Here is an 18,636-nt window from a genome sequence, read left to right as displayed (position 1 = left end):
CGAATGGATGAGTCCTCATGCCCCGGAGGCCTGTCATTTCCCCGGCATCATGGCGTCGCGCAGTTTGTTGATGTTACTGGCCTCTTTCTCGTCTAGGCTCAGATCGTGATTGCAGTCGTGCAATGTCTCAAAGCTCACGGTTTCCCGTCATGGGCGAACGGTTTGCCTGGGAATTGGCGCAGGGTTGATGGGACGATGGACGATGTTTGAAGAAGTTCGCAAGAAGGTCCGGTTCGCCACGGCCGAGCCGGTCGAACCTCTGGCATCCCCCGATACCGCTCCAGAGCATGACATCGTCGCCGAGGCCTGGTCCAAGCTGCGTCAATTGACGCTCCGCCCCTCGCTGCTCGACCGAAATCTGGTGATCACGGCCGCGCGCCGCGATCCCGCCCACGGAGCCTTCGATGTCCTGCGGGCCAAGGTGTTCCAGGCCCTGGCCGAACGCAAGTGGCGCCGGGTGGGCATCACCTCGCCCACGAAAGGTTGCGGAAAGTCCTTCGTGGCCGTCAACCTCGCTGTCACCCTGTCGCGCTATGAGAAGTGCCGCACCATTCTTATGGACATGGATCTGCACGTGCCGTCGGTTGCCCGAAAGCTCGGGGTCCGTCCGCCGCATTCCATGGGTGACTTCCTCCGCGGCCTGGTCGCACCTGACGACTTCCTGAGCCAGGTCGGCGGAAAGGGGTTGGCAATCGGTCCTTCGCTGGCGCTGGGGCTCAATGGAAAGCCCGAACCGTTCGCGGCTGAGCTCTTCCACAACCCCTGCACCGAAGAGGCGTTCGGCCGCATGGAGGCCATGCTCGCCCCCGATGTGGTGCTGATGGACCTTCCGCCCGTCTTGGCCCAGGACGATGTCCTTGCGCTCAAGCCGCATCTGGACTGCGTGATCGTGGTTGCCGGCGGCGGACGGACCACGACCCGCGAACTTCAGGAAGCCAGCCACCGGTTAGGGGATGCCTTGCCCATCTTGGGCGTGGTGCTGAACAAGGCCGAAGGCGAAGGAACCCGCGACTACAGCTACTAGGCGTCCTCGCCGTCCGGGCTTGCGGCACCAGTTCCCGTGGGCTGAAGCTCGAGCGAGGATATCTCGGACGTCATCTGCTTGCCGTTGAAGACGGTGACCACGAGAAGCCCGACGAAGAGCGCGACGAGGCCCATCCGGCGACGCGCCGCGGCACGGGACGTCACCTGCGGGATGACCACGACCGGCTGGATCCCAAGCTGGCGTTGCATCTGGGTGGCATTGCGGATGACCTGATGCATCAGCTCCCGCCCGAGGGCGAGGCCGAAGGCCGCCGCAAAGACCGCCATCCCGCCAGCCAGCGCGATCTTCCGCTTGTTGGCCGAGACCGGGAGCTCTGGCGGCACCGCAGTTTCGAGCACGGTGAAGTAGCCGACATCGGTCTGCTCGGCCAGGTACTGGTTCATGGCAGCTTCGGTCCGCTGGGCCGTGATGGAGTCGAGTTCTCCTTCGAGACCCTGGAGCCGCCGCGTGAGGACGTTGAGCTCCCGTTGGACGCCCGGAGCGGCTGCCAAGGCAGCTTCACTGTCGGCGATCGCCTGGACGATGACCTCCCTCTGCTCGGTCAGAAGCGCGCGCTGCCGCTCGGCGACATTGGACCGGAGTTGGCCCAGCGGCCCCCCGTCGAATTCGATCAGCTTCTGATCCAGCTCGATCCGGTCGGAGGTCAATCGCGAGAGCTGGTCTCGCTGGAGTTGAAGGCTTTCAGGCAACGAATCCACGTGGATGGCGCGGTAGTTGGCGATCTCCTCCTCAATGGAGTCGATGTTGGCCGTGACGCGTTTCTCCTCCCGGTCGAGGTAGGCAAGCATCGCTTCCGCACGGTCCAGGGTGGAGGCTTCGCGTGCGCGGGCGCGTCGGGCGTCCTCGCTCACGATGGAGTTCAGCAAGGCGTTGGCGAAAGCCGCAGCCTGGGCCGCATCGTCCAGCCGTACCGTGATCGAAAGACCGTAGGGCTGGGCATCGGGCCTCCAGGCCTGCGCCGGATCCATGAGCTTGGTGATCGCGATGGCCTCCCGCGTGAGCGAGACCTTCTCGTTCTCGCTCTGCAGGTCGGGAAACAGGTCGAAGTTCCGCACATGCATGACGATGTTGTCGCGTGACATCAGCGCCTGCTGGATCTCGTCGAGCTGGCGGTTCACGTTGAGGCCGGTCTGCGCGGCCTGCATTTCCTCGACGCCCAGGACCGCCTTCGCCTCGAAATAGATGGGACGGGACGTCGCGTACCAATAGACCGCGGGCAGTCCGGCGATCACGACGATCAGGATGATCCAGACCTGCCGGCGCAACGCAGCCAGGAAATCGGAGAAGGAGTAAATGGAACCCATGGGGGACGTTCTGCTCGCGATGGATCGGACAATCGGCAACCGGTCCCCGGGGGGCCGGCCTCAGGCTCTGGCTAAACCGCCATCAGGAGTCGGGGCGCACAGCCAAATTCAGCATATCAGTCATTTGGAATCCTAACACCTGACTATTACGGCAGAAAGAACGAAGCGGCCGATGGCCATTTGCCGACCAGCCAATCGCTGCCCCGACGAGAAGCCGGGGGCCGGCCGCATGAACTCGGCCGAGAATTCACCGGTCATTGCAATCTCGAGACGCAAGTCGGCAAATTCGAGTGGCTGCCGGCTCAGCATGTACTGGGCCTTGTAGACCGCTTCCTTGGCGCTGAAAATCCGGATCGCGCGCGACTGATCCTCATCAGGCCGGCATACCTCATGGACGAGGTCCCCGGGCAGCGAAACATCCTCCTCGAGATCCAAGCCGATCGCCCGGAGCCCTGGGCCGAGCCGCCCGACAGCAGCAAGGACCTGGCCGCCGGCATGGGTGATGCTTCCCGTAACGCCCTCCGGCCAGGCTGGAGGTCCGTCGGGGCGGCGAGGAAGAGAACGTGGGAGCAGACCCAGATCGGCCATGGCCTGCCGCGCCGCCGTGCGCCCCGCCACGAATTCCTCTTGGCGCCGTCGGACGGCGCGGGAGATCGCGGACGCCTCGCCCTCCAGGAGGGGGCCCTGGCAGTCGGAGACGCGCCCGCCCGCGACCGCGATCGACGGTCCAAGGGCCTCGCGGGCCTGCGCAAGCAAGCCCGCGGAAAGGGGCGGCTCCATGATGTTCAGCACGCCCGTTCGCCCATCAGGTGGTGGTCAGCCGCCGCGCGCGCAGCTCGCGTCGCCGTGCCATCGCATCGGCGCGGCCGTCGCCAGCCTGCGCGGGCTCTTCGGCCGGAGTCGAAGGCCTGGCGCCCGTCAACTCGTCCACCCGCTGGGCCAAGGCGCCCAATGTCGGGAACCGGAAGATGTCCGTGATCGACAGCTTGTCCGAGCCAAGGCGTGCGCGGATATCGCGGTGCGCCTGCACGGCGAGCAGGGAATGGCCCCCCAGGTCGAAGAAGTTGTCCTGCGGGCCGATCTGCTCCACCCCCAGGATCTTGGACCAGATTGCCGCAATGCCGGCCAGGCTCGGTCCGGCCTGACCCGAGGGCGACACCTCGATCGGCTCCGTGCGGGTGACGGTGGCCGCGGCGACGGGCTTGGACACCTCGCGCGCGCCGGGCACCGGAAGGGCCTTGCGGTCCACCTTGCGGTTGGGCGTGAGCGGGAAGGACTCGAGCCGCACGACGCGCGCCGGGACCATGTGGACCGGAAGCTGCCGTCCCACCGCTTCGCGCAGGGCGGCCTCGTCGACCGGGGCGTCGGCCGTGACATAGCCCACGAGTTGCACGTTGCCAGGCACATCCTCGCGCGCCATCACCACGCTCTGGCGGATGCCGGGCTGCGCGTCGAGCACGGCCTCGATCTCGCCCAGCTCGATACGGTAGCCGCGCAGCTTCACCTGGTGATCGGCGCGACCCAGGAAATCCAGGCCCCCGTCTGCCGTTCGCCGCACGAGATCCCCGGTCCGGTAGAGCCGCCCGCCCGCGCGGAAGGGATCGGGCACGAACCGCTCGGCCGTCAGGTCCGGCCGCTTCCAGTAGCCGTCGGCCACGCCCGTTCCGCCGATCCAGAGCTCACCCTCGGCCCCGACCGGGAGGGGGGTCATCGCCTCGTCCAGCACATGCAGCTGCGTGTTGGCGATGGGGTGGCCGATGCCGACCGTCCCTGCCCCGGCCACGGCTTCGGCGGTCGACGACCAGATCGTCGTTTCGGTCGGGCCATACATGTTGGTCACCCGCGCGCCGGTCAGGCGAAGCTCGGCCGCCAGGGCGCCTGGAAGCGCCTCACCCCCGACAAGGACGTGCGAGAGCCGGTGGAGCGCCTGCGCGGAATCCGGGTTCGTGACCAGCATCCGGGCCATGGACGGGGTGCATTGCAGGTGGGTCACGCTATGGCGCACGATCTGCGCCGCGATCGAGAAGTCGTTCGCGGCGGGTCCGGTGCCACGGCATTCCGCCACGACCCGGGACAGGGGCTTGAGCCCATCCAGGACCTGCTGGACCGGAATGCCGTAGTCGATCAGGCAGGCGACCTCGCCCACGCCGATGGCCTTCAGTTGCTCGACGCGCCCCAAGGCATCCTCGACCGTCCCGAAAAGCCCCGACTCCTCGAAGTAGCGGTGGAAGGCGAACTCAAGGATGCCGTCCAGTTCCTCTTCGGAGAGCGAGCGGAGGTCGATGTCCATGGGCTGCGCCGCGCCCTGGGGTTTCTTGAACGCCGGGAACGCCCAGGCGTACTGCTTGATCAGCCCGGCGGCGGAGCGGAGATAGGCTTTCATCGGCTCCCGCGCGACCTCGCGCGCGGCATCGCGCGTCTCGGCCAGGTAGGTGTGCAGCATCAGCGTGACGGTGAAATCAGCCGGATCATGACCGGCGTCGCGCAGGGCGGCGTGGTAGATCCCGATCTTCTGCTCGACCTCGGCGATCGACTGGCCCAGGAGGTGCGTCAGCACGTTCGCCCCGAGCGTCCCGGCTTCGCGCCAGGTGTCGGGGTTGCCGGCCGTCGTGACCCAGAGAGGCAGCGACTTCGACACGGGGCGGGGCTGGGTCCTGACCTGCTGCGGACCGTTCGGCCCCTGGAACTCCACCGCCTCGCCCACCCAGAGCTTGCGGAGCTGGTGGATGCTGTCGATCATCGCGGCCTTGTTCTTGGGCACCGCGTTTTCGGGCCGGAGGACGAAATCCTCGGGCATCCAGCCCGACGCCACGGCAAGGCCCGTGCGCCCGTTGGTCAGGTTGTCGATGACCGCCCATTCCTCGGCGATGCGGGCGGGGTGGTGGAGCGGCGCCACCACGCTTCCGGCGCGAACGGCGATGTTGTGCGTGATGGCCGCCACGGCCGCGCCGGTGACCGACGGGTTGGGATAGGGCCCACCGAAGGCATGGAAGTGCCGCTCGGGCGTCCAGACGGCACAGAAGCCGTTCTCGTCGGCGATCTTCGCGCCTTCGAGCAGGAGACGGTACTTGTCCCGGCCGACCCCGTCGTCGTTGCCCCAGTAGTAGAGCGAGAAGTCCATGCCGGGCCCGCGCCCGAGGCTCTCCCCGGCGGCAAGGGTGCGTTCGTCGTCGCCCATCACCACGACCTTGAAGCCCCGGGCCAGCGTCCAGAACAGCTCGAGCACGGAGATGTCGAAGGACAGCGAGGTCACGGCAAGCCAGGTGCCCGGCTGCTTGGGTGCGATTCGCGCGTCCATGCCCGCGAAGAAGTTGGCCACGTTGCGATGGGTGACCATGACCCCTTTCGGCCGCCCGGTCGAACCGGAGGTATAGATCAGGTAGGCCAGATCCTCGGACGAGGGTCCCTGGCCCGCCACGCCCTCCGGCAGCGGCGCATCGATCCGGAGGACCCGCGCCGTGTGCGCGGGCAAGGTCGCCGCCAGGGCGGCGTCCGTCAGCACCACCGACGCATCGGAGTCCTCGAGATAGAGTGCGATCCGGTCCGCCGGATACGCCGGGTCGAGCGGCACATAGGCGCCCCCGGCCTTGAGGATGGCCAAGGCGCCGATCACGAGATCCATGGAGCGTCCCAGATGCAGGCCGACCCGGACCCCCGGCCTGACGCCCAAGGCCTGCAGCGATGCGGCAATCCGCTCCGCCCGGGCCTCCATCTCGGCGAAGGTGATCACGCGATCACGGTACGCCAAGGCGGGCGCGTCCGGCGTGCGGGCGGCCTGCTCGGCGATCAGTGTTGAAATCGGGCGATCCTCGAAGTCTGCATCCGTGGCGTTCCAGGCGGCGATGCCGTCCCATTCGGCGGCCGGGATCACGGGGAGAGCGGCCAGCGGCGTGGACGGTTCCCGCCCCGCCAAGTTCGCGAGCACATGCTCCAGCCGCCCGGCCAGAAGGGCGAAGGCCTCGGACGAGAGCTTGGCGGGATCGCCGGTCAGGACCGCGCCGGTCGGCCGGAGGCAGAGCGTCAGCGCCGTGCCGGGCACATGATCCTGCCGGGACAGGCCCACCTGCGGCTGCGCTGGACGGGAGGGTCCCAGGCGGAAGGGCAGATCCGCGGCCATCGGTCCGGGGATCCGAAACGCGTCGGCAAGGCTATGACCGAGATCCGCCAGGGTCGAACCCTCGACCCGGAACGGAACCCAGGTCGCGCTGACGCCAGCCTCGGTCTGCGGGTAAGCCAAGGCAACATCCACGGCCCCGCCACCCGGCGGCAGGATCATGACCGCGAGCGCCATCGCCACATCCCCTGCGGGCAGCGTGCGCTCGAGCGGGGCGTTCCCGCGCGGGCCTCCGAACGGCGGGAGGAGGGCCGGCCTGAGATCCAGCAGTCGGGCACGCCAGTGGCCCTCCGCCGGAACGGTTTCGGCAATCGCGGCATCCAGTTGGGCCACCCGATCCGGGGTCAGCAGCGGGAGCCGTTGCCCCGCCTTCAGCAACGGCAGGCCTTCCCCCAGCGGACGAAGCTTTCCGAGGCGCAGGGCGCCCTGCCCCGTTGCCACGGTCAGCCCTTCCGCCGAGGCTTCGAGGATCTGACCTGGATCGCCCAGACCGCCCACGACGTCGGCGGAGCCGACCAGCGCGATCACCCCGCCCAGGTCCACCTTGGGAAGCGCCAGCGGGTTCGGGTAGTCGCCGTGGTCGAGCGCGCGCACGAGCGCCGCGAGTTCTGTGGCGGGGCGCGACAGATCGAGCACCGCTCCGCCGCGCGGCCGGTCCTTGGCCTTGTGCAGGTGCTGACGCCGCGACAGCTCCTGGGGCTGCGCGCGCAGGCCGTCGCGCAACTGGGCCAGAACCTCGGGGAAGGAGTCCAGGCCCGCCGCGAAGCAGCGCGTGTTGAGCGACAGGGCCGTCTCGCCCTCGGCGACCGAGAAGCGGCGTGCCGCCAGGATCGGCCCGGCGTCGACGCCGCCCTGGATCAGGTGCCATGTGACCCCATGCTCCGGGGCACCCTCGAGAAGGGCCCAGACCGGCGCGTTGAGGCCGGCCCGCTCCGGCAGCGGTCCGTCGTGGAAATTGACCGCCCCACGGGTAGGCAACGCCAGAATATCGGCCGGCAGGATGTCGAGGTTCGCGACCGAAAGCAGCCAGTCGAAGGTCAGCGCGCGAAGTTGCTGGCCGAGATCCCGGCCCGGCGCCATGACCCGCAGGCCCGCCGTTTCGGCCCAGGCGCGCACCTCGCCATGCCGGGTGACCACGGCCTCGATGGTACGTCCGCCCTCCAGGATCATTCGGCCGCAATGCAGGGCCAGGGTGTCGTGGCCAATCAGGACAACGGACATGCTCATGGAAAAACTCCGTTCATTCGGCACCAAACAGTTCTTGCCGACGGGCCGAGGGGCCCGTCATCGCTCTCATGTCATGCGACAGAAGCCGTCGCAGGTAGCCGGGGGGATCGACCGCCCGTCGGCCCGTGAGGCCCATGCGGGCCCGATGAACCAACCCGCCCGCGAGATGGGCCAGGGTGGCGGCGCCCGCGACGGCGGCTCCGTGGTTCTTTCGGAAGTAATGAAGTCGGGAATCGTACCAGTAGTCCGGGACCCGGGACCACGTCTTCATGCCCGTGGACACAGAGCCCAGGTGAAGGACGGAACTCTCCGGGACATAGTGCGTCTCGAACCCGGCGCGGGCGGCCCGAAGGCACAGGTCCGTCTCCTCGAAGTAAAGGAAGAACGTCTCATCGAAGAGGCCGATCCGGTCCAGGACGGACTGCCGCACCATCATGCTGGCCCCAGCCAGCCAATCCACGGGCCCGGAGTTCTGCGGCAGGGCGACAGGCACGACGCGGTGCGCGAGGAGGCGGCTGATCGGGCCGAACCTCGCCGCGCCTTCGAACTCGCTCGCGACCGAAGGAAAGCGGAAGGTGGTCAGGTGCGGGTCGCCGTCAGGCCCATGGATGTAGCTTCCGGCGAGCCCGGCCCGGGGCGTGCGCTCCAGGTAGTCGATCAGGGCACGGATCGCCCCGGCGTCCGGGAAGGCGTCGGAGTTGAGGATGTAGACGAGGTCCGGCGCGGTCCCATCCGGCAGTCCAGCGCGGATGCCGAAGTTGTTGCCCGCGCCGTATCCGCCGTTCCGGCCGGATTGGAGCACGCGCACCCGGTCCGACGTCCAGCCCCGGGCGGCCACGCCCTCGCAGATCAGCGCCTCGGAGCCGTCGCCCGAGTCGTTGTCCACGATGTTGATGGCGCCCTCGATGCCCTGCATCTCGCGGACTGCGGCCTCGGCGGACTCCAGCGTCATGGCCGGGGTGCGCCAATTCAGGATGACGGTCAGGACCTTCACTCGGCGGCCTCCCGAACCGGCCAGGACATGGGCCGCACGGCGTTCCGTTCGGCGGCCTCGATCACCCGTCGGACCCGGGCGGCCAGCACCCGGACGTTGGGCTCGAGCACCATGGAGTCGTGATCGCCGGGAACCTCGACGACCTGCAGACGCGGAGCCCAGGGACCCCAGTCGTTGTCATGGAGCACGTAAGCCCGTTCGGAGGAGATCCACCGCCCCGGCGCCACTTCCCACTTGCCGCGCATCGGCGGGCGGAACAGCGTGAGCGGTCCATCCCAATCCGCCATCTTGTACGCGGCGATGGCCTCGTAGAAGGCGGCTTCGATGACGTCGTTGTGAAAGCCCGGCTGCGGCGGGGCCTCGATCTGCTTGCCGCGCAGCTTCGCCAGTTCCCAGGCCGCGCGCCGTGCCGCCCACTGGACCGGGTAGGCAAGGCCGCGCGACCTGATCTCGAGCCATTGGATCATGGCGCGGTCCCGCTGCGTCAGCGGTCGCCGCTGCGGCAGGGGGGTGTCGAGAAGGACGACCGCGGCCACCTCCTCGCCCGCTGCGCGCAGCTGCTGGGCGATCTCGAACGCCGTGATCCCGCCCCCGGAGAACCCCCCCACCATCCAGGGTCCTTCCCGCTGAACCTGCCGCATCTCGGCGAGGCAGTCGCGCGCAGCCTCGACCAGCGAGGTGTGAGGCGGCTCCCCTCCGACAAGGCCGCGGGCCTGAAGGCCATAGAATGGCCGATCCTGTCCGATCAGCTGAGCCAGGTGCCGCAGGTTCAGCACGTTGCCGAACATCCCGGCCACGAGGAAGAACGGCGTCTTCGGGCCCCCTTCGCCTTGGTGCATCGGGACCAGATGCGTGAAGCGCCGCGCCGGCCGGGCCGGAGCCGCGGGTGCCCCCGGGCCTCCGCTCTGAGCGACCCCGCCCTTTTCGGCAATGAGCCGGGCGCAGGCGCGGATCGTTGGCGCCTCGAACAGGACCGAGATCGGGAAATCGACGCCAAAGGTCTTCTTGATCTGCGCGAACAGCCGGACGGCGATGAGGGAATGGCCACCGAGGTCGAAGAACGAATCCTCTGCCCCGACCTGCGACACCCCCAGGAGATCCGCCCAGAAGGCGGCGAGGCGGGTCTCGATCTCGCCCTCGGGCGCGATGAAGTCGCCTGCGCTGGCGGGACGCTCGAAGCCGCGCGCGGGGGCGGTCACCTCCGCGGCCCCGGCCTGCGCGATCAGATCTGGCAAGGGCATGGACGACACGATGATCTCGGACCGCCCAAGAGCAAGCACCCGGGCGAAGGCCTGGGCCCCCTCCTCGGCCCGGATGCCCTGCCGGATGGCATGGGCGAGCCGTTCCTCGGCCGGCGACAGCGGACGTGGCGTGTCGCGACGAACGGAAGGGCTGGGCGCGGCGAAACCGGGACCGGCCTCGAGACGGCGCATGGTGAACCCTTCGACCTCCACGCAAACCGTCCCGTCGTGGGCAGCCAGGGTGACGTCGAAGCTCGCCACCTCGGAGCCGCCGGAGACGAGCCGCACATGGCTCAGGACCTCGGCCGGAAGAGGCGCGAACACCCGGACGGAGGCATAGGACAACGGAGCCCAAAGGTTGGTGGGCGCATAGCCCGGGATCAGGGCCATGGCCCAGCCCGTCGCCAGATCCAGAAGCCCCGGATGGAGCGGCATCCCTTCCGATCCCATCGGCGGGAGGCTCAGGCGCGCAAGGCCCTCCTCGGCTCCGAGCTTGCCGTCCCGCAGGACGCGCCAGCGGGGACCGAAGGCCAGGTGCCGCTCCTGCGGGGAAGCCAGCGTTCCCCCTGCCGCAGGCGCCAGGAGCGCATCCCGATCGCCGAGCCGCCCCCGGATGAGCGGCAGATCGATCTTCGCCGGCGCCGTGATGCCCAGCACCTCGATCCGAGCTTCGGCGTTGAGCTCGAACGCCTCCCGACCGGAGGCGCTTTCCAGCCGCATGTCATAGCCGCTCGCGTTGCGGCGCAGGGTCAGCCTGACATCGACTCCGCTGTCCGGAGCCCGGAGGGGGCGCAGGAAGGCGAGGTCGCGGATCTCGTAGGCCCCGTCCTCGCCCTGCCCCTGCATCGCCTCGGCGATCAGTTCGATCACCCCGGTCCCGGGCAGGAGCGCATCCCCGGCCTTGGTCCGGTGCTCATCCAGTACCCAGGTCGAGCGCGGGAGCCACCGCGCCGTGAAGAGGCGGCATCCCTCCGAGTCGAAGCCCATCGCGTCCAGCAGCGGCAGGTCCACGGGTTCGGGCTCGGCCTCCGTCCGCCCGGTGCGGGCGGCCATGGCTTCGGCCGCCATGCCGACGCCGTTCCAGACCCCCCAGTCCAAGGCCATGACCCTGGTGCGCCCGCCGGCCCGCGACCGGGCGAACGCGTTGAGGTAGGCGTTGGCCGCCACATAGTCGACCTGCCCCGCCGGCGCGGTTGCCGTCGACGTCGAGGAGCACAGGAGCAGCCAGTCCAGCATCCCGTCCGGGAACAAGGCGTCGAGCACCTGCGTCCCATGCACCTTGGGCGCAAAGACATCCTCGACGGCGAGGGGAGATTTCCCGAGGATCGGCGCGTCGTCCACCACGCCAGCGGCATGGATCACGCCGCTCAGCGGACCGAAGGCCGCCTCGGCCGCGATCTTGGCCTCGCGCATCTCCTCGAGGTTGGCGACATCGGCCGAAAGCGTCAGCACCGTGCCGCCCGCGGCCTCGAGCGATCGCACGGCGCGGATGCGGGCCGCGGTCGCTCCGCCCTCGCGGCGGAGGATGGCATCCCACTCCTCGCGGGCAGGGAGCGGCGTGCGCGCCACCAGCACGATCGGGGCCGTGGCGCGCCGCACCAGCTCCTGCGCCAGGGTCAGGCCGATCCCGCCGAAGCCGCCGGTGATGAGCACCGGACCTCCCGCCCTGAGCACAGGCTCGGCGGCGGGAAGCGGGGCAGGACGATAGCTGCGTTCCAGGCGGCGGCCCTTGCGGAGCGCGGCGATCCGGCTCGTCGGAGAAGCCAGAGCCTCCTCCAGCAGGGCGGCGACCAGGCTGTCGCGCGGCATCGCGAGGTCGATGTCCAGCAGCGCCGAGGTTGCGCCCGTGAACTCCCGCGGGATGACCTGCACGGGTCCGAGAACCGTCGCCTTGGCGGGATGGGCCAGACCTTCGGCCCGGACCTGCATCGTCTCCGAGGTGACCGTCAGGAGGTGGAGCGGAGCGCCGGACGCTTCCTCGCCCCAGGCCTGGGCCAGGAACAGCAGCGACCAGAAGCCCTGCTCCTGCGTGCGATGGAAGAAGCTGGACCCGGGGCGGAAATGCTCTCCCTTGGTGATGAGCCACAGATGCAGGACCCGGGTCGGATGCCGCCCCTGCGAGGAAAGGTCCTGCAGAAGGCGATCGTAGGACTCGCGACCTTGCTCGGGCGGAAGAAGGTACTCCCCTTCGGCCAATCGGGCAAAGCTGTCGCCGGGCCGGACGACCGTGACCGGATGACCAGCCTTGCGCAGGCGCGCCGCCAGATCCGAGCCGAGCCCCAGTTCGTCGGCAAAGACGAGCCAGGTCTCGCGCGGGGCCTGGTCCAGGTCCGTCGTGACATCCAGGTCGCATGCGGCGTACCTGGGGGTCCAGCCATCGACCCACCCCCATTCCGAAACGTCCTCGACCCGCTGCGGCAGGCCGGGCGCCTCGGACATGGAGACGACGCCCGGGTGGATGAAGTATTCGCTCCGCTGGAATGCATAGGTGGGAAGGCGAACCCGGTTGCGCCGTGCCCCGCCCCAGATCTGGTCCCAGTCGAAGCGACCGCCCGCCGCCCAGACCCGCCCCAGCATTGCCTGGAAATAGGCGTCGTCCGCCACCGTGTCGTTCTGGTGGCGAAGGGATCCGAGCACCTGGTTCGGCGTGACGGTGCCATGCTGCCCGGCCAGCGAGGCCAGGGCCTTGCCCGGACCGACCTCGATGTAGATCCGCGCGGACCGCTGGGCCGCGAGGGTCGAAAGCCCCTCGGCGAACAGCACGCTGTTGCGCAGGTGGCCGACCCAGTAATCGGGATCGGTGGCCTGTTCGGCGGTCAGCATTGCCCCGGTGCGGTTCGACACCATCGGGATCCGGGGCGCCCGCAGAGAGATCGAACGCAGGTAGTCGCCGAAACGCCCCAGGATGCCGTCCAGCATCCGGCTATGGGCGGCGATGGCGATCGGGATGCGTTGGGCTTCGATCCCATCGGCCTCGAGTCGGCGCGCCAGCGCATCCAGGGAGTCGGCCCGTCCCGACGCCACTGAAAGCCGGGGCGCATTCTGCCCAGCCAGATCGAGCCCGAACTCCTCGAGGTAAGGCCGCAGTTCGGCTGCCGCGAGGCTCACCGACAACATTCCGCCCGACGGCACCGTATCGAACAGCTGGCCACGCAGATGGACGAGTCCGATGCAGTCCTCGAAGGACATGACGCCGGCCAGGCAGGCCGCCGTGTTCTCGCCCATGGAATGGCCGATCAGGGCGGCAGGCTGCACGCCCCAGCTCATCCAGAGCTGCGCCAGGGCGTATTCGACGATCATGATGAGCGGGAGCTGGACGGACGGCGTCAGGAGCCGCTCCGACGCCCAGGCCTCGCGGTCGGGCGAGGGCAGCCAGACCTCGCGCGGGTCGTAGTCGAGCTTGGGCGTCAGGACGCTGAGCCCCTTGTCCATCCAATCGCGGAAGACGGGCTCGGTCTCATAAAGGTCCCGCGCCATCCCGGCATATTGGGCTCCGCCGCCGGGGAACATGAAGACGATATCCGGGTCCGCCCCCACCACCTGATGCGAGAAGACGCGCCGCGGGTCGCCGGCTTCGAGCATCGCGGCGGCATCCTCGTGCGTGGCGGCGACCAGTACGCGGCGCCGGTCGAAGGCCCGGCGGCCCTCCTTCAGGGTCCAGGCCACGTCGGCCAGCGGCTGCTCGGGATGCGCCCGCAGATGGGCGGCAAGGCGGCGGGAGGCGTCATCCAGCGCGGACTTGCTGCGTGCGGACAGCGTGATCAGCTGGAACGGGAACATCGGTTCCTCGGAGGCGCCACGGACCGGCGGCTCCCCGAGGATCGCATGGGCGTTCGTGCCGCCCACGCCCAGCGAGTTCACAGCCGCGCGGCGCGGACCGTTCAGGGGCCAGTTCTCCAGCCTGTCGGCGACGCGGAACGGGCTGCTCTCGAAGGGGATGGCCGGGTTCGGCGCCTCATAGCCGAGCGAGGGCGGAATCTCCCCGTGGTGCAGCGCGAGCGCCGTCTTGGCGAGGCTTGCGACACCCGCAGCCGTGTCGAGGTGCCCGATGTTGGTCTTGACCGAGCCGATGCGGCAGAACCCCGTCTGGTCGGTGGTCCTGCGGAAGGCTTCGGTCAGGGCGGCCACCTCGATCGGATCGCCCAGATAGGTGCCGGTGCCATGGCATTCGATGTAGCCGATGCTGTCGGCCTTGACCTCCGCGACGGCCTGCGCTTCCGCGATGGCCGCGGCCTGGCCGTCGACCGAGGGAGCAAGATAGCCGGCCTTGGCCGCCCCGTCGTTGTTGACGGCGCTGCCCTTGATCACGGCCCAGATCTCGTCGCCGTCCGCGATCGCGTCCGACAGCCGCCGAAGCACGGCCACCCCGGCGCCGGACCCGAAGACCGTTCCCGCCGCCCGGTGATCGAAGGCATGGCATTCGCCATCGGGGGACAGGATCTCGCCCTCCCGGTAAAGGTAGCCGCGCGCATGGGGCAGCTCGATCGTCACGCCTCCGGCGAGGGCCATGTCGCATTCGCCCGACAGCAGCGCCTGGCAGGCGAAATGCGTGGCCACCAGCGAGGTCGAGCAGGCCGTCTGAAGGTTCACGCTCGGCCCGCGAAGGTCGAGGATGTGGCTCAGGCGCGTGGCAAGAAAATCCTTGTCGTTGCCGGTGTGGCGAAGAAGGAAGAGGCCCGTCCCGTCCACCAGATCCTGGTTCGTCAGGATGTTCTGGTGATAGTAGGTGCCCTGCCCGCAGCCCGCGAAGACCCCGATCCGGCCCTTGAAGCTTTCCGGCATGTGACCCGCATTCTCGAGCGCCTCCCACGCCACCTCGAGGAACTGCCGATGCTGGGGGTCCATGATGCCGGCGTCCTTGGGCGACAGGCCCCAGAACTCGGCGTCGAAGTCGGCGAAGCCGGGCAGGTCGGCGGCGAACGGCACGTAATCGGGCCGATCCACCAGATGAGCGGCCTCCCCCGAGGCCAGCAACTCCTCGCGGGTGAGGCGACGGATCGATCGACGCCCTGACCGAAGGTTCTGCCAAAATTCCTCCGGGCTGCTGGCTCCGGGCACATGGAGCCCGAGCCCGATAATGGCGATATCGGTATCCGCCACGTCGAGCGGCGAAACCTTGTCAAATTGCATAACGGTTCCCCTGTTTCCCCAATCAGGTCCGCGAGCGATGCTGCCTGTGCAGTATGACAGCGATTGTTGTCGATGCGCTACTATTTCCTTCGTCCTCGGGGATTATTGTGGAATGGGCGCGGGGCTGGCCAAATCACAACGGGTCCCGGCCGCCCGGCATCGCTGCAAACTGCTTAACCACTTAGGGTTGTTGGCTTTCCGCACGAACAGGTCGATCAGGGGCCGCATCACGTCATCGGCCCAAGAAGCGACGACATCGAGAACACCACTTGCGCAAACATCCTGCGGGTCCTGCATTCGCCAGCCGTCAAATCTGCAAAGCACAACTCGCGGATGAACATTGCACATCCACAAATTGACAAACCAAGTAATTGTGCGGGTTGGCGGCTGGCTGTCGTCCGACTCGGCGAAGCACTGCCATGTCAGGTCGTTTCAACTCCAAGTCGATAAGTGGATGGAAATGGAATGAATGAGCGGCTCTCGGGAAGACCGTCGCATTAGGCCGACCTGCCCCACCCCACCGGACAGGGTTGCGTCTCAGGATGAACGAGCCCCTCCCGCGTAGCCGACCCAATGGGACGCCATGGACAGGGGCGGAACGCTGCCGTTCGCTTGATCTCGGCACCGCGCCACTCCGAACGGGTCGGTGGTCATCGCCCAGATCGCCAGTCGGTCCCGATGACCAGAGACGTCCCTACCCCGGTCGCACGTCAATCGCTGCAATTCCAGTCCTCTCCGGCAGTGCTGATTCGCGGGCACGGCCGGGCCGGTCCCCGCAGAAGGGCGGCTGCGAATCAGTCGTTCCGTAAGGTGACCCGGGATGTCACTCCGAGCACAGGAAACGAACGTCCGGTGCCTTGGCCCTGTCGCACCATGCGGATTCACCTTCTGTAATCCACCTGGAAGCGAGCGAAACGAACCATTATCCAGCCCGCGCCCGTTTAGGCCCCGACAATGCCTTGACGCAAAGTCATGTTCTCCGTCTCATTCGGCCAGTGCGCGGCCCGAACGACGGCTTCGCTGTCTGCATCAACCGTGGAAAGGTGCTCGGCTTCGACGTCAATCCCATGATCCGTGTGCGGGCACCATCCCGGGACTGGTCATTCAGTGGGCCGCTTCAGGAGTCACGATCCTGAAGGCCCAGTTCGTGTTCGCATTGGTGACGGTTCAAATGAGCACCTCTTGTTGCATGAGGCCCTTGGGGCCGGGGATCCGATCATGAGCGGCGGCATCCTCGACCACCGCTTCGACGCCATCGTCGTCGGCGCAGGCATGGGAGGCGGCGTCCTGGGGCGCACCCTGACCGAGCGGGGCCTGTCGGTGCTCTTCCTTGAAAAGGGGCGGTCGGGCTGGCGCAGGGAAGAGACGGGCCTCGATCTGACCTCGGAGGACCCGGTGGCACGCCTGATGTTCGGTGCCTGGCCCGACCCGATCGAGATCGACGACGGCGGCGGACCCCGAAGCATGTATGCTCCCCTGGGATGTGGAGTCGGCGGCTCTTCGGTCTTCTTCGCGGCCACCCTCGAGCGCCCCGAGCGTCACGATCTCGATGATGGCTGGCCCGTGTCCTACGAGGAGATGGGCCCCTGGTACGATCAGGCCGAACGCATCCTTCATGTAAGGGGAGAGCCCGATCCGCTGTCGGACGTTCCCTGCCCCAACCTTCAGGCGGCACCGCCCTCGACCGCCGCCGACGCGGCGATCATGGGACAGTTGCGGCGGAACGGCCAGCATCCCTACCGCCTTCACGTCGCGCTCAGGTACGTTCCGGGATGTGCGGAGTGCCTGGGTCGCAAGTGCCCCCGGACCTGCAAGATGGATGGCCGGTCAGCCGGTGTGGAACCGGCGCTCGCCACAGGACGGGCCGCGCTCCTCGAGGAGTGCGAGGTGCTCAGGCTCGTCGGGGGGCCAACGCGCATCAGCGCCGTCGAGGTGCTCCATGGCGGCGAGGTGCGGCGCCTGACGGCCCCCCGGATCATCCTTGCCGCCGGCGCCCTTTCGACCCCACGCCTGCTCATCGCGTCGGCGTCCGAGGCTTGGCCCCAAGGCTGCGGCAACGGGGGTGACCTGGTGGGACGCAACCTCATGGTGCACCTGAACGAGATGTTCGCCGTCTGGCCCAGGCGGGGCGACGCGACCGGTGCCGAAGGACCATCCCGGGCCGTGGCGCTGCGCGACTTGATGATCCGGGACGGACACCGCCTGGGCATGGTGCAGAGCCTTGGCGTCGATGCGCGGGAGCCCGAGATCCTGCACGCGTTTCGTCAAAGGATGTCCCGTCACGCCCTGGGCCGCACGCGGCTCGCCCGGGAATGGGCGCGGGTGCCAGCCAAGGCGGCCTCGCGGGTCCTGGGCACAGCGAAGCTGTTCGTCGGCCTCCTGGAGGATCACCCCGATCCGGCGAACCGCATCGTGGTGGACCCAGGCCGGCCGGGCCAAATCATCTGCCGTTACCACATTCCCGAGGAGTTGCAGGCCCGGCGACGTCTGTTCCGACGGGGCATCCGCCAGGCGTTCCGCAATCTTCACCCGCTGTTCCTCAACCACGCCGCGGAACCCAACTGGGGTCACTCCTGCGGGACCGCCCGGATGGGACGGGACCCGGCCACGTCCGTGGTGGACCCGACCTGCCGCGTGCATGGACTGGAGAACCTTTGGATTGCCGACACGAGCGTCTTTCCAACCTCCATGGGGGTCAATCCCAGCCTGACTCTTGCGGCCAATGCGCTCCGCGTCGGCTCGATCATAGCGGGCAAGGCGTCGTGACATGACCACGGGACCCGCCGTCGTGACTGGAGCGGACGGCGCGCTCGGCAGGGCGATCGCGATCGAACTCTGCGCCATGGGGCGCCGGGTGGTCGGATTGGGGCGGCGTCAGCCGGACCTGGACGCCACAGCCGCCCGCGCGGGCGAGCTCTTTCTGGGCATCGCCTGCGACATCGCCGACCCGGCCGAGACCCGCCACGCGTTCTCGGAGTTGCGGAGGCAGGTGGGGCCTGCGGAGATCCTGATCACCAGCCCGGTCGAAGCCCCCCGCCGCGACATCCTTGATGAAACCGCCGAGAGTTTCACGGCGACCGTCGTGGCGCAACTTGGGGGCGTGATGGCCTGCACGCACGAAGCGCTGGTCGACATGGTCGAGCGCGGCGAAGGCCGGATCATGCACATCGGCAGCCTGGCGGATCTTGACCCCGTTCCGGCATCGTCCGCGCTTGCTGTCGCAACGGGGGCGGTGCGGATCTTTTCCCGGACGGTGGTGGCTGATTTGGCCAGCCGCTTTCCCAGGATCGTGGTCAACCATTGGGTTCCCGGCGACCCGACCCCCAGGATCGATGGGTCCGAAGGCATGGATGCGGCGCAGATGGCCCGCTGGGGCGCAAAGCTCGCGTTGATGCGGGACCCCTCGCTGACAGGCAGCCTATGGAACGGCCATCGCGAGATGGTGCGGCAGGTTCCGCTCCGACGCCGGATCGTCCTGCGCCTCCTGGGACGGCAGCGGATCGGACGCGTGATCACCTGAGGCAAGACCTGTGATCCGGCAACTGGCGTTCGATCAGGTTACGGGTCCGCATGGAGCCTGG

At 68.3% G+C, this 18,636-nt stretch carries 8 protein-coding genes; 3 read left to right on the top strand and 5 right to left on the bottom strand.

The window, feature by feature from the left end; translation table 11 throughout:
* Positions 1 to 202: 202 nt before the first annotated feature.
* Complete coding sequence (locus tag J3P31_RS09370; RefSeq protein WP_210528174.1) at positions 203 to 1,024, top strand: CpsD/CapB family tyrosine-protein kinase; 822 nt, start codon at positions 203 to 205, stop codon at positions 1,022 to 1,024.
* Here the strand turns inward: J3P31_RS09370 and J3P31_RS09365 are convergent.
* The 5 genes from J3P31_RS09365 to J3P31_RS09345 form a co-directional block, all read right to left on the bottom strand.
* The gene (locus tag J3P31_RS09365) at positions 1,021 to 2,349 is read right to left on the bottom strand and encodes a GumC domain-containing protein (protein WP_210528173.1); all 1,329 of its coding nucleotides are present in this window, start codon (positions 2,347 to 2,349) and stop codon (positions 1,021 to 1,023) included. The genes J3P31_RS09370 and J3P31_RS09365 overlap by 4 nt on opposite strands.
* Before the next feature lie 132 nt (positions 2,350 to 2,481).
* On the bottom strand, positions 2,482 to 3,141 hold the full coding sequence (locus J3P31_RS09360; RefSeq protein WP_210528172.1) for a 4'-phosphopantetheinyl transferase family protein: 660 nt from the start codon (positions 3,139 to 3,141) through the stop codon (positions 2,482 to 2,484).
* Positions 3,142 to 3,154: 13 nt separating this feature from the next.
* Positions 3,155 to 7,690, bottom strand: a complete 4,536-nt coding sequence (locus J3P31_RS09355) for a MupA/Atu3671 family FMN-dependent luciferase-like monooxygenase (protein WP_210528171.1) — start codon at positions 7,688 to 7,690, stop codon at positions 3,155 to 3,157.
* A gap of 13 nt (positions 7,691 to 7,703) precedes the next feature.
* On the bottom strand, positions 7,704 to 8,642 hold the full coding sequence (locus tag J3P31_RS09350) for a glycosyltransferase family 2 protein (protein ID WP_210528355.1): 939 nt from the start codon (positions 8,640 to 8,642) through the stop codon (positions 7,704 to 7,706).
* Between the two features lie 38 nt (positions 8,643 to 8,680).
* Positions 8,681 to 15,055: a type I polyketide synthase gene (locus J3P31_RS09345; RefSeq protein WP_210528170.1), complete on the bottom strand. Its 6,375-nt coding sequence runs from the start codon at positions 15,053 to 15,055 to the stop codon at positions 8,681 to 8,683.
* A 1,218-nt stretch (positions 15,056 to 16,273) separates the two neighbouring features.
* On the opposite strand from J3P31_RS09345, the gene J3P31_RS09340 reads away from it, so the two are divergent.
* Positions 16,274 to 17,821: a GMC oxidoreductase gene (locus tag J3P31_RS09340; RefSeq protein WP_210528169.1), complete on the top strand. Its 1,548-nt coding sequence runs from the start codon at positions 16,274 to 16,276 to the stop codon at positions 17,819 to 17,821.
* 1 nt (position 17,822) lies between these two features.
* Positions 17,823 to 18,575, top strand: coding sequence for an SDR family oxidoreductase (locus tag J3P31_RS09335; RefSeq protein ID WP_210528168.1), 753 nt, complete (start codon positions 17,823 to 17,825; stop codon positions 18,573 to 18,575).
* Positions 18,576 to 18,636 lie beyond the last annotated feature (61 nt).

Origin of the sequence: Rubellimicrobium arenae (genome assembly GCF_017916275.1) — a bacterium.
GTDB lineage: Bacteria > Pseudomonadota > Alphaproteobacteria > Rhodobacterales > Rhodobacteraceae > Rubellimicrobium > Rubellimicrobium arenae.
The sequence above is the reverse complement of the archived record's forward strand: the minus strand, read 5'-3'. Positions and strand labels throughout refer to the sequence as shown.